A 13,261-nucleotide genomic window follows, 5' to 3' on the forward strand; every position below is an offset into this window, starting at 1 on the left:
GCGTTTTTGAAAGGACATGGATGTTCTCCGGGAGGCTTTCGGCTATCCCTTTATGGAGCGTCCCCATCCGCGCCGAGACTAAAGCTCGCCACTAAATCCCGATTTACTGATAATTCCCGGGGTGTGAAATGTACCCCTAAGCCAATTCAAAAGCCCCGGTATACAGCTGATAGTATTTGCCATGCTTTTGTATGAGTTCCTGATGGCTTCCTCTTTCTATGATTTCTCCCAGTTCCAGTACCATGATTACGTCTGAATTCTGCACGGTGGAAAGTCTGTGTGCGATGACGAATACGGTGCGGCCTTTCATGAGCGCATCCATGCCGCGCTGTACGATGGCCTCGGTTCTGGTGTCTATGGAGGAAGTGGCCTCATCCAGGATCATGACCGGCGGATCTGCTACGGCGGCTCTTGCGATGGAGATCAGCTGGCGCTGGCCTTGTGACAAGCCGCTGCCATCCCCGGAAAGTACGGTGTCGTATCCTTCCGGCAGCATACGGATAAATCCGTCCGCGTTGGCGCGTTTTGCAGCCGCGATACATTCTTCATCCGTTGCATCCAGTTTGCCGTACCTTAGGTTCTCCATGACAGTTCCGGTGAACAGGTTGACATCCTGGAGTACGATACCCAGGGAACGGCGCAGATCGGACTTACGGATTTTGTTGATATTGATACCATCATAACGGATCTTGCCGTCAGCAATGTCATAAAACCGGTTGATCAGATTTGTGATTGTGGTCTTGCCCGCGCCGGTTGCGCCGACAAATGCCACTTTCTGGCCCGGTTCGGCATACAGTGTAATATTGTGGAGAACCATTTTATTCTCTTCGTAGCCAAAGTCCACGTCAAACATCTTCACCTCCCCTTTGAGTTCGGTGTAGGTCAGGGTACCGTCCTCGTGGGGGTGTTTCCATGCCCACAGGCCGGTGCGCCCGGGCGTCTCTGTAAGAACGCCGTTTTCGTATTTTGCATTTACCAGTGTTACATATCCATTGTCTGTTTCACTTTCCTCATCAATCAGCTGGAAGATACGCCTTGCGCCCGCCAGTGCCATGATGATCGCGCTCAGCTGTTGTGACACCTGCCCCAGCGGCTGGATAAAGCTTCTGGAAAGCTGCAAAAAGGAGGCGATCATTCCCAGCGTAATGACGCCCACGCCGGCCAGACTGACATTCGTCACACCCCATATTCCCAGGGCGCCGCCCACAATCGCTATCAGAACATACAGAATATAGCCCAGATTGTTCATGATCGGCATGAGGATATTCGCATAGGTATTGGCCTGTGATGCCTCTCCGAAAAGTTTTTCGTTCTTTTCATCAAACATTTCCTTTGCCTTTTCCTCGTGGCAGAATACCTTTACAACCTTTTGCCCGTTAATCATTTCCTCGATATAACCATTGACATCTCCAATGGATTCCTGCTGCCTCACAAAATACTTGCCGCTGTTTCCGGCCACCTTTTTAACCACCTGAAGGATAATCGCCACAAATACCAGCACAAACAAGGTCATCCATATACTGATGGAAAGCATGGCAATAAACACGGCTGCGATGGTAATGACAGAGGAAAAAAGCTGCGGGACACTCTGCGACATCATCTGGCGCAGTGTGTCTGTGTCATTCGTATAATGGCTCATCACGTCCCCATGGGAATGTGTGTCAAAATATTTGATCGGCAGGGTCTGCATATGGGAAAACATTTCATCCCGGATATCCTTTAATATGCTCTGAGATATCACCGCCATGAACCGGTTATAAAACAGCGTGGCGAGCACACCGATCAGGTAGATGCCGCCCATCATAATCATCACCCTGAGCAGCCCGCTGAAATCCGGCACTGCCTGCACGAGCAGAGGGGTAATATAATCATCGATCAAGGTCTCTAAAAACAGGGCGGCCAGTACGCTTGCCCCTGCGCTCACCAATATACAGATCAGTACAAATACAAACCTGGCTTTATATTGTTTCAGATAAGAAAGCAGACGTTTTAGCGTCTGCATATCCAGCTGCTGTTTTTTCTTGCTCTTATTCATCTTCACTGCCTCCCTTCTGCTGAGATTCGAAGACTTCTTTATAGATTGCATTGCTTCGGAGCAGCTCCTCGTGGCTGCCGAATCCGTCGATTTTCCCGTCATCCAGTACGATGATTTTATCCGCATCCTGGACAGAGGAAATTCTCTGCGCAATGATGATCTTTGTAGTGTCCGGTATCTCTTCCCTGAAAGCCTTCCGGATCAGTGCGTCCGTCTTTGTATCCACTGCGCTGGTGGAATCATCCAGAATCAGTATCTTCGGCTTTTTCAAAAGCGCCCTTGCGATACAAAGCCTCTGTTTCTGGCCGCCGGATACATTGGAGCCGCCCTGTTCAATATGCGTGTCATACCCATCCGGAAATCTCCGGACAAAATCATCGGCCTGAGCAAGCTGACAGGCATGGATCAGTTCCTCATCCGACGCATGTTCATTTCCCCAGCGCAGGTTTTCCTTAATCGTACCGGAAAACAATTCATTCTTCTGCAACACCATAGCCACCTGATTCCGTAATACTTCAATGTCATAATTCCGGACATCAACACCTCCGACTTTCAGCACACCCTCTGTCACATCATAAAGTCTCGGGATGAGCTGAACAAGCGTGGACTTGGATGACCCGGTGCCGCCGATAATACCGATTGTCTCTCCTGAGGCTATCTTCAGGTTAATGTCACTCAGGCACATCTTATTAGCCTTCCTTGAATAACTAAAGGAAACATCTTCATATTCAATGGAACCGTCCGGCACTTCCATAACCGGATTCTCCCCGTTCTGAAGGTCGCTTGTTTCCGTCAGAATTTCTGCAATTCGTTCTGCAGATGCTTTGGACATCGTGATCATAACAAATACCATAGAAAGCATCATCAGGCTCATTAATACTTGTGTTGTATAAGTAAACAGACTCATCAGGCCGCCTGTACTCAGTCCTGCATCCGGATTGCCGCCGCTTGCTATGATCAGTCTGGCCCCAAACCAGGAAAAGACCAACATACAGGCGTACATGCAGAACTGCATCAGAGGCATATTAAAAGCAAGTGTTTTCTCAGCTTTTGAAAAATCCCTGTATATCTTCTCGGAAATATTCCGGAACTTTCCATTTTCATAATCCTCACGCACAAAGGATTTTACAACACGGATTCCCCGCACGTTTTCCTGTACCACATTGTTCAGTTTGTCGTATGTCTTAAATACCCTTCTGAAAATGGGATGCACTCTCGTCATAATCAGATACAAACCAATTCCCAAAATCGGCACACAGATGAGAAATACGACAGACAGCTCTGCGCTTACCCTGATCGCACAGAACAGGGAAAAGATCAGCATAACCGGCGCCCTCATGGCCATACGTATGGTCATCTGATAGGCGTTCTGCACATTTGTGACATCCGTTGTCAGCCTTGTTACAATACTGGATGTGGAAAATTTATCAATATTAGAAAATGAAAAATTCTGTACATTATAGTACATATCCTTCCGGAGGTTCTTTGCCAGCCCTGCAGAAGCATGTGCCGCCGTTTTACCGGCCGCCGCCCCGAAAAACAGGGAAAAAAATGCTGCAATCAGAAGAAAAACCCCCGTTTTTCCAATATAGCCCATGTCCCCTTTGTCGATCCCATAGTCAATCAGATTCGCCATCATCAGCGGAATTATGACTTCCAGCAAGACTTCCAGCGAAACCAATATGGGCGTCAGAATGGAATCTCTTTTATACTCTCTAATACTTTTTGCCAATGTTTTTACCATGTCTAAACCTCCTCGTCCCAATTTGTCAGACATCAAACAATCAGTGGATAGTATAAGCCGGCACAGGCCGGCTTATATTTCAGATACATTTTTTCTTATTCGTTCAATATACGAGTAGAACTGCTCCAGTTCTTTCTCTGAAAAGCCTTTTGTAATCTGACGCTCTATGGCATCCCTGTCTGCTTCCATCCCTTTCGAGATTTCGATTGCTTCCGGCGTCAGAACCAGCTTCTTCAGTCTGGCATCTTCGGGTACGCTCTCCCTGACAATGAACCCCTTTTCCTCCATCAGGTTCAATACCTTGGAGGCCGTGGAACGGGTGATATTGAACTCAGCCTCCAGATCTTTCTGGTAGACTGGCTTCGGAGACTTCTTCCGAATATAATCAATAATCCATCCGTTCGAACCCGTAAGACGGCAAAAAGCCGACTTCTGTATCTTGCTGTCAATCAGTCTTTTGATCTGATTATCCAGTGCCCGTATCTCGATTCCGATATATCTTTTTGTTCTCATCATAACCCCTGCTCATATATTATTCTGCAGCTATGCTGCAGACCTTCCCGCAGAGCATGCATTACGGGATGCCCTTTGGGTATACATTATTCTGCGGCTATGCCGCAGACCCGCCCGCAGGGCATGTGTTACGTTGTGCCCTTTCGGTATAGTTCTATCATCAACTGTCCTACCTGCAACTGTTTGACATAGAACATAATACTGCTTTGTAATTGAGATGTCAATAGTTGATCCAAAATTAACCAAAATTTCAAACAAAAGACTTGGTTTATCTTGAGGAAAGAACTATAATACATCAAAGCGCCTGTGTTATAATGAAAGCTGTTATCTAATAAATTTCAACATCAAAATACAGAGGAAAAAGTAGAATGATTCATAATAATAAGCAGTTTAATATGTTCCCCTCTCATGCGGGACTGAGAGAATACATACTGAATTACAACATCGTATTTCCGGAGAATGATACATTCACAACTCGGTATACACTTATGCCCAACGCCTGCGGGACGTTGTCGCTTTCTTTCGATGGAACCGATGTCATAGCCGAACTATGGGGAGCATCCGTGGCTCCTGTATTATTAGGGACGGAGCCAAATCGTTACCGTGTCATGCTGCTTGTTCAGCTTTCCCCCTGTGGTTTGTATCAGATCACCCGCCAAAACCAGGCGGAGTTTGCCGGCAAACGGATGCCGCTTTCTGACATCGACTGTGAACTGTTCCATTCGCTGCATCAGGCGTTTGTCATGTCAAAGACTATCATAGATCTGGTAAATGCCTGTGATAATATTCTTTATAGGCGCATGGATAAACGCGTTATATCTAATGCTTTGTTGTTAGCAGCAACCGTAATTTCCAACAGCCATGGACAAGCACAGGTGAAAGAAACCGCCCGGCAGTCCGGCTATAGTGAACGTCAGCTGAACCGCTTATTTCTTGCGCAAATCGGAATGAGTATCAAAAACTATGCGCGATTAACCCGTTTCAACTATGTGCTAAAGCACATACATAAATCTCACTGTATGCTGGCAGAATTATCACAGAAAGCAGGATATTTCGACCAGGCCCACTTTGATAAAGATTTCAAAGCGATCAGTGGACTTACCCCGCAATCTTATATAAAAACTATGTCTGATTTTTACTATGACGGAATGGAGATGTATCATACAATGTCCTCAAAGGAGGAATAAATCATGAAATATCAAGGTTGTTTATTAGCAGTCAGGGACATTTCCGTCTCTAAAAACTTTTATGAAAAGGTGCTTCATCAAAACTCCATAATGGATATCGGCGTACATGTAACCTATGAAGGCTTTTCGCTGCAGCAAGGGTATGCCGAACTCGTTGGTATCGAAACCGAAAGCGTGAAAGAAAGATCTCACAACTTTCAGGTCTATTTTGAAGTGGAGGACTTAGACAAAGTGTACGCCGAGACGAGAGACATCCCCGGCCTGCAGTGGGTCCATGAGATTAAAGAATACCCGTGGGGACAGCGCAACATCCGGATCTATGATCCGGACCTGCATATCGTGGAGATTGCAGAGGATATGAATACGGTTTTCAAACGCTTTTTCAGTCAGGGAATGTCTGCAGAAGAAATTGCCGAGCGAACCATGTTCCCTCTTGAGGCCGTAAAACAGTATGCGCCTTGTGATGCGGTATAACGCATGGGGTAGTACAGCAGTGCACTGCTGTACTAGGAAACCAGCCTGGCAAATATAAGCCGCAGGTCATCTTGCCGGTAAGATCGGATTTTAACCGCCTTACCGCAGGATGCCTGCGGCTTATTTTCTTAATAGAATCTCTATCTGCTATCAGACTGAAAGCTTTTTGCTAATCCCTCCCGATACCAGAGGATCAAGATTTATATCAATGCTTTCTATATGCCCCAATCCCCAGTGCTGCGGGACCGGTATGACACCCAATACTGAGCATCAGCGGGCTGTGGGTGATCTCCTCCCCCGGAAATTCCTCCTGCATCTGAGCGATCCAATGTTCCAGTACTTCCGGCTCCATGGCGGTATTGGCAATCCCAAACATCAGCTGATGGCTGTCGTACAGTCCCTTCAGCCTGGTAGATACATCGTTATGTAACGCCTTGCACATGGTGCGGAATGCCGTCTTCATGCCCCTTACCTTTGCATATGCATCCAGTTTGTCACCCTGGATGGTAAGCACCGGTTTAATATTGAGCACGCTTCCGATCGCTGCTCCCGCTGCCGTTACTCTTCCGCCCTTTTTCAGATATTCCAGGGTATCCACGGCAATATAAATCGTTGCATCCATAGCTTCGGCCTCTAAAGTCTCTTTAATCTGTGCTCCGCTCATCCCCTGCTCTGCCATGCACATCGCATCTTTCACCGACTGAATCTGTGTAATAGAAATCCGGCGGTTATTCACGACATGTACCCGCCCTTCAAATTCCTGTGCGAATATACTTGCACTCTGGCAGGAATTACTGAGGGCGCTGGACATCGGAATATAGACGATCTCCTCATGTTTTTTAAGAAGCCGGTACCACATCTCCATCACTTCTCCGGGCGCGGGCTGGGAAGATGTCACAGACGCGCCCTTCGCCTGGAGATCGTAAAATGTGTCCGCTGTAATATCCACGCCCTCCAGATATGTCTTTCCATCAATCTGGATGGGCATCGGAACAACCGTAATTCCCATCTCCCTGCCCTCTTCTGGCAGAATTCCGCAATTGCTGTCCGTCATAATTGCAATATCCGGCATAATCTTCATCCTTTCAATTCTTTTCACAACTATAAGCCAGCCCATTCACCGAATCCGCATATCTGTTCCATTACCTAAGCAGAGTTACTGTGCACGCCCGAAGGATATGAACTGTTACAACAACTAAACAGATACACTGATATACGGTAAGCTGACACGTTGACCATTATTTTAACACGTGTTAAAATTATAGCAAATGCGGAATTTGATAACAACTTACAGTATTTTATTTTTGTTAGTTATTTATACAGATTGGAGAAATTGTAAATTATTATGGAAGACAGACGAATCAGAAAAACCAAAAAGAATCTGAAAACCACCCTTATTTCCATGCTGTCAGACATGCCCTTTGAGCAGGTATCCATCACAGAGCTGTGCAGCCGGGCGGACACAAGCCGGATCACCTTTTATACCCACTACAGCGATAAGTACGCCCTGGTTGACGATATTTTCCAGGATATGATCCGGGAGGGAACCGCTGTTTATGAAGAAATGCAGGCGGCCAACAACCCTTCAGCCAGTCCGGTCATCAGCTACTGCAATGTATTGGACAGCATTATGAAGCTATACTACAAGAACCATAACTTTTTCCGCCATACCATCCCTGATGAGAATCCCTATCTGGCATTTGCCTTTTACAACTATGTATTGGAGACCATAGAAACGCACACAAACAAAGAAAGCCGGGTCCTCAGCCTCCGGTATTCCCCCAAGAAAATCGCAGGATTCTTATGCTATGGCATTGTAGGTTTTATTAACGAAGGGCATGCGGAAAATATCTCAAGGGAGAAAAATATTGCGGAAGCCCGGGAACTGCTTACCCGAATTCTGGAATCCGATATTTTGACCACCGATTCACTCTAAACCGAAAAATTTACCCAAAAGGGGTATCAAGTTACCGGAGTGGATTTTTCAAAGCGTTCTGATGAATACATGGTGTTAAGTGGGTTATATAAATATTTAGACAATGTAACTCTGGACTTAATTACAATTATTTCAAAAGAAGAAATAACCCCCTATTATTTGTGGAATACATATTTCTCGAAAGAAACATGAATACAAGAAGCCGAAAACATTGGCTTTAAAATGTTTGGGCTGTTTAGTGATGTTGCAGGACGTATCTATCAATCTGAAAGTGATTCAATCGCAATAATTTTGGAAAAGTAATAATTTCAATATGTAGATGAGGATAAAGAGGAAGCCTTTTGCGTGGAAGATTTGAAGATAACCGCGAAGCTGTTTGCCGGAGCCCTGCACTCCTTGCCGGAGAATAAACTGCAATCCCTGTTGCGGTTGATGGAAAGACGTGATATGAAAAATTGAGCATTAACTATAAGGTAAACTAAGGAACAATGCTATCAAATCTTATGATTGTAAGCATTGTTTCTTCTCATTTTACTGGAATATAAATTTTAACCTCATTGTCGGGATCGTCGAAGGACAGCAGTCTGTTATAAATACCTTCGTTTCCGGCAGCCAATCCCGATTTGTTGCTATAATTGTATTGCATTTGGAACTAAAAATCACCCCTTAACGGTCAAGCCGGAATTTGAATTGGCTTTCTATGAGCTTGGTTTTGATGTAATCCTCCATATCTACATTGAAATACCCGTAGATATGGGAGTATGACGAATGACTATTCGGCAATAGGCGTTGTGAGTGTATTGGATATGCTCTTTATATACTTTCTCGTTCATGGAAAATCCCTCTTTCTCTGATGATAGTGAGGGGCGGCAGCACTCCTTGCTGTCGCCCCTTGATTACCCACCAGCAAGGACAGGCGGGGCTGTCAACGGCGGGCGCAGCCGTTCATTTTACCGTTGACTGGCTCGACTGGATTTGCTGTCCATCGTCAAAATGGACTTACTTGCTCTGTGTCAAAACAGTTGTCAGTTATTTTTTCTTATTCTTTTTCTTTTTATGCCATGCTGTTCCTGCACAACCACCACTAAGTAGCAACACCGCACCCATAATTATCCAAAATTCCATTTTCTTAATTCCTTTCCCAGACAAAAAATTAAGATAATTCTGTCTTGTCCGTTTATAAAATTATAATCTATATCTTTCTAAATGTCAATTATTTCATACATGTCGAAACAAAAAAATTCTTACTCATTATTTGTTAAAACGAGCAAGAACCTTTTTAAATCAGATCATTCATTTACTATTATTCGACTTTTCGTAAAATGAGAATTGCTGCGATTTCTACGAACAACACAATATCATAAATCAGTTGGATTGTATTACCCCAAAAAACATAACCAATCTCATAATCATTACCAACTAATCCGCCTCCCAGTTTTGCGATTGCGTTTGCAAGAATGATGAGGACAATAAAAGATACAATGCTTGCCTTTCCGATGATTTTCCAACCACGCTCATCTCTATGTGATTTTAGACAAAATAATACAATCAAAATAATAGTAAGCGGAACCCCTGTCCAAGCAGCAGCCCTTAGCAATGGAATACTTGTCATTATTTTGTAGAATGTATCTAACATGTGCATCTATAATTCCTCCTTAAAATCAAATAAATCCTCTATAGTAACATCAAAGACTTTTGCGATACTATACGCCAAAAGCATGGATGGATTGTATCTGTTTCGTTCAAGCTGAATTATCGTCTGCCTTGATACACCCACAAGGTCAGCAAGTTCCTGCTGGCTCATCCTTTTTGTCGCTCTAAACACATGAATTTTGCTGTCAAATTTGTATTTGTCTTTTACAGCCACTTGCTCACCGCCTTTATTTAATATGTCCGCATATTATAACATATTTCTTACATTTTGTCACTTGAAAACTTCTTGCCATTTCCTCATTGTATATTTACTGCTGTAACATGGAAACCATCAAGAATCAAAGGAGAAACTAATGGAAGAAACAATTTTACCCGCTCCACGGTGGGAACCATCAGCGGTCTGTACGCCAGTCTGCTGCTGTTTTCCAGAATTGGCCAGCCCTATGTAGGGATAGCCTCCTCCTTCTCCTTCAACGACCCCAACGGTATGTGCAAGACCTGCTCCGGCTTGGGGAAGATGACCAAGGTGGATGTGGAGGCCATCCTGGACCTAGACAAGTCCTGGAACGAGGGCTGCATAAGAATTCCCTCTACCGGCCCGGCTCCTGGTACTGGAAGCAGTATGCGGCATCCGGCCTGTTCGATTTGGACAAGCCTATCCGGACGTATATATAAGTTTCACATCATACCTGGACATCATTTCATTCCCCTCTATTGTCTTCCCCGTTAGTATGTCAGTATTCCCGGCAAAGCAGGACGGCAGCCTGATCTCTTTATCTTTGAAATTAATCACAAAATATAAAGTATGTTTTTCAGTCTTTCTGCAGGTAATCTCAAGCTCAGTCCTCTCGTTTATCACAGGCCTCACTCCTGCATCAGCAGCTGCCTTGTCCAATACTGCTGCAAGCCCCGCTTCCATACTCGTCCCGACATAATACACAAAGCCCTCTCCGAATCCGTTTCTCGCTGCAGCCGGCATCCCCGCATAAAAATCTTCCGTATACTCAGCAATGCTCTCGGCATGTTCCAGATGCAGAATGTCACACAAAAGCCTGCATCTGTACTTTGCTCCATCCCGGAAAACCACTTCATTTGTCTGTTCGGGTGCAAGTGCATCGATCTCCTCGACCCACACCCCTGCCAGCTCCCGCAGCGGTCCCGGGTATCCTCCCAGATGTACATTATCCGACTGATCCGCAATCCCGCTCATAAAGGATGTAACCAGTATTCCGCCGCCCCTTACAAATTCCTCGAGCGCCTCCTTCATACCTTCCTTTACCATATAGAGTACAGGCGCTGCCACAACCTTATATCTGCTGAAATCTGCATCCGCCGGAATCATATTGACTGCAATATTCCTGTCATAGAAGTACTTGTAATATTGATGGATCTGGTCAACATAAGTCAGATCTTGGGATGGCCCGCTGGTATATTCCAGCGCCCAGTAATTATCCCAGTCAAAGATGATTCCAACCTGTGCCTCATTAACGGCGCCTAAAATCGTATTCCCCAGGCCTTCCAGCTCCTTCCCCAGCTGCTTCACTTCCCGGAAGACTCTGGTATCCGTCGTTCCCACATGCGCAATCACTGCCCCGTGGAACTTTTCACATCCCCCTATACTTCTGCGGAGCTGAAAAAATTGAATCGTATCCGCCCCGTGCGCGATCGTCTGATAACTCTGGGCACGCATCTGCCCCGGCCTTTTGAGTGAATTATAGGGCTGCCAATTCTGCTGGCTCGGCGTCTGCTCCATCAGCATAAAAGAAGCATCTTTCAGGCCGCGCATCAAATCATGGCACATAGCGGTCTGGCTCCACGGCGTATTATAACTGGGATAATTATCCCAGGAGATGATATCCATCTCCTTTGCCCATTTAAAATAATCCAGCCCTTTATATGTTCCCATTAGATTTGTCGTAATTGGTGCCGCACTGCTGAACCTGCGTATTTCATCTCTTTCCATTATGTAATTCCCTAAAATACTGTCGGAATTGAATCTGCGGTAGTCAATGGAAATACCGGCAAAAGCAGTCTGATTCTCACCAATCCCTTCACTTAATGCATTTGGAAGAACGATTTCATCCCAATCATAGATTGTGTGGCCCCAGAATTCCAGGTTCCACGCCCGGTTCAAAGCATCTATTGTCTTATACTTTTTCTGAAGCCAGACACGAAACGCCTTCTCACAGTTTTCGCAGTAGCATTCCCCGCCGTACTCATTGTTAATATGCCAGCACGCAATATGTTCATTCTCCCCATAACGCTCCGCTAACTTTCCCGCAAGTGCTTTTGCATACTTTTGATATACAAGGGAGTTAGGACATGCATTGTGGCGCTGTCCGAACTTATGGCGCCGCCCCTCATAGTCGGTCCTTGCCACCTCGGGATAACGCTTCACCATCCATGCCGGAAGCGCAGCCGTAGAAGTGGCAAGTACGATGTCGTACCCTTCCCGGCTCAGCATATCAATGATCTCATCCAGTTCGGAGAAATCATATACATCTTCACCCGGCTGCAGCTTTGCCCAGGAAAAAACATTAATAGTAGCGCTGTTGATCCGCGCATCTTTAAAAACCTTCATATCCTCATGCCATACTTCTTTTGCCCACTGATTCGGATTATAGTCTCCGCCGTATAAGATCCTTTTAAACTTACTCTGCATTATCAAATCTCCTCTCTTGCTTTTAAACACATCGCTATTATTTCACTTGGCGGCCCGCAGACCACAGCGCTTTACGGTATAAACAGTATAGCAGGTGCAGCAGTTAAGCCCCGTCTGAATTGCTGTCCGCAGGCCTTAACAGTCTGTAACAGTCCACCGTATTTCACTACCGTGATTATAATACAGATAGACAGAAGCGAGTGTGATATGTTAAGCTAAATAATATAACATTTCGAAACAGGAGAATACTATGCCGATCTTTTACAGGAACATCCCGGTCAGCGAGCCGTTTACTTATGATTCTGTGGGAAACCACTGGAAACAGGAGAGCCTAACCCGCCCGAAAGGGTATCCACTCTACCACTATCTGCAGACGGAAAGGGGCTGCGGCAGAATTATCATCCAGGGGAAGAAATACCTTCTGAGTGAAGGGGAGGGGGTTCTTATCGCCCCACTGATCCGCCATTCTTATGCAAAGGAGACGCAGGAATGGAGCACCTTATTTGCAACATTTACCGGCACAATTGAAAGCAGCCTTCCAAAAATCCTGGGCGGCAGACAGGTGATTTTTACAGAAAAAGACCAAGCCGCTCAGATTGCGTGCCTGGTCGCTGACGCTGTAAGAATGTATGAAACACCGCCGGCAGATGCACGGGCACTCTCAACGAACTGCTATTGCATACTGATGAATCTTGTGGATGGCATGTATACCCGTGGATTGATGGAAGATCCTCTGTATCAGAAGTATGTTGCCCCCGTAATAAAAGAGATCGAAACCAATTATGCATCTCAGATCACCGTGCAGGAACTAAGCAGCCTGGTCTATATAACGCCCCAATACCTGTCACGCTTATTCGGCCGTTTTCTTGGCTGTTCCGCATACGAATATCTGACTGCCTGCAGAATCAATAAAGCAAAGGAACTCCTGCTCACCAATCCAAGGCTGGAAGTGCAGGAGGCTGCTTTGAGAACCGGCTATCTGGATGCCAGCCACTTTATAGCCATGTTTAAAAAAAGACGGGGGTAACGCCGCTGGAATTCCGAAAAATGAATTAGA

The 13,261-nt window shown here is 45.5% G+C and carries 11 protein-coding genes and 1 pseudogene; 5 read left to right on the plus strand and 7 right to left on the minus strand.

The genetic code is table 11. From position 1 onward, the window contains the following. Positions 1 to 136: 136 nt before the first annotated feature. From ARB69_RS21560 to ARB69_RS21570, 3 genes are all read right to left on the minus strand, one after another. Complete coding sequence (locus tag ARB69_RS21560; RefSeq protein WP_050641602.1) at positions 137 to 2,035, minus strand: ABC transporter ATP-binding protein; 1,899 nt, start codon at positions 2,033 to 2,035, stop codon at positions 137 to 139. Continuing rightward, positions 2,028 to 3,779, minus strand: a complete 1,752-nt coding sequence (locus ARB69_RS21565) for an ABC transporter ATP-binding protein (protein ID WP_050641603.1) — start codon at positions 3,777 to 3,779, stop codon at positions 2,028 to 2,030. The genes ARB69_RS21560 and ARB69_RS21565 overlap by 8 nt, the downstream gene beginning before the upstream one ends. Positions 3,780 to 3,851: 72 nt before the next feature. Next, positions 3,852 to 4,295, minus strand: coding sequence for a MarR family winged helix-turn-helix transcriptional regulator (locus ARB69_RS21570; protein ID WP_083487173.1), 444 nt, complete (start codon positions 4,293 to 4,295; stop codon positions 3,852 to 3,854). Positions 4,296 to 4,660: 365 nt separating this feature from the next. Here ARB69_RS21570 and ARB69_RS21575 point away from each other — a divergent pair, with 365 nt between their 5' ends. Together ARB69_RS21575 and ARB69_RS21580 are read left to right on the plus strand one after the other, a co-directional pair. Continuing rightward, positions 4,661 to 5,479: a helix-turn-helix domain-containing protein gene (locus ARB69_RS21575; protein ID WP_050641605.1), complete on the plus strand. Its 819-nt coding sequence runs from the start codon at positions 4,661 to 4,663 to the stop codon at positions 5,477 to 5,479. Positions 5,480 to 5,482: 3 nt separating this feature from the next. Beyond that, positions 5,483 to 5,953: a VOC family protein gene (locus ARB69_RS21580; RefSeq protein WP_055154968.1), complete on the plus strand. Its 471-nt coding sequence runs from the start codon at positions 5,483 to 5,485 to the stop codon at positions 5,951 to 5,953. A 205-nt stretch (positions 5,954 to 6,158) separates the two neighbouring features. Here ARB69_RS21580 and ARB69_RS21585 read toward each other — a convergent pair whose 3' ends face one another. Next, complete coding sequence (locus tag ARB69_RS21585) at positions 6,159 to 7,025, minus strand: DegV family protein (RefSeq protein WP_055154978.1); 867 nt, start codon at positions 7,023 to 7,025, stop codon at positions 6,159 to 6,161. Positions 7,026 to 7,298: 273 nt separating this feature from the next. On the opposite strand from ARB69_RS21585, the gene ARB69_RS21590 reads away from it, so the two are divergent. Then, a complete protein-coding gene (locus ARB69_RS21590) occupies positions 7,299 to 7,889 on the plus strand; it encodes a TetR family transcriptional regulator (protein ID WP_055154969.1) in 591 nt (196 codons plus the stop codon). A gap of 1,303 nt (positions 7,890 to 9,192) precedes the next feature. On the opposite strand, the gene ARB69_RS21595 is transcribed toward ARB69_RS21590, so the two are convergent. After that, a complete protein-coding gene (locus tag ARB69_RS21595; RefSeq protein WP_055154970.1) occupies positions 9,193 to 9,531 on the minus strand; it encodes a hypothetical protein in 339 nt (112 codons plus the stop codon). After that, the gene (locus ARB69_RS21600; protein WP_055154971.1) at positions 9,532 to 9,756 is read right to left on the minus strand and encodes a helix-turn-helix transcriptional regulator; all 225 of its coding nucleotides are present in this window, start codon (positions 9,754 to 9,756) and stop codon (positions 9,532 to 9,534) included. Between the two features lie 159 nt (positions 9,757 to 9,915). Between ARB69_RS21600 and ARB69_RS28350 the strand changes: the two are divergent. After that, positions 9,916 to 10,211 (plus strand): annotated as a pseudogene (locus ARB69_RS28350) (excinuclease ABC subunit UvrA); the annotation flags it as partial. On the opposite strand, the gene ARB69_RS21605 reads toward ARB69_RS28350, so the two are convergent. After that, the gene (locus ARB69_RS21605) at positions 10,198 to 12,204 is read right to left on the minus strand and encodes a beta-galactosidase (RefSeq protein ID WP_055154972.1); all 2,007 of its coding nucleotides are present in this window, start codon (positions 12,202 to 12,204) and stop codon (positions 10,198 to 10,200) included. The pseudogene ARB69_RS28350 and the gene ARB69_RS21605 overlap by 14 nt on opposite strands. Before the next feature lie 250 nt (positions 12,205 to 12,454). Between ARB69_RS21605 and ARB69_RS21610 the strand changes: the two genes are divergently transcribed. Next, positions 12,455 to 13,231: an AraC family transcriptional regulator gene (locus tag ARB69_RS21610; RefSeq protein ID WP_242857648.1), complete on the plus strand. Its 777-nt coding sequence runs from the start codon at positions 12,455 to 12,457 to the stop codon at positions 13,229 to 13,231. Positions 13,232 to 13,261: the final 30 nt, after the last annotated feature.

The organism is Faecalicatena contorta (assembly GCF_001404335.1).
Classification (GTDB): domain Bacteria; phylum Bacillota; class Clostridia; order Lachnospirales; family Lachnospiraceae; genus Faecalicatena; species Faecalicatena contortus_B.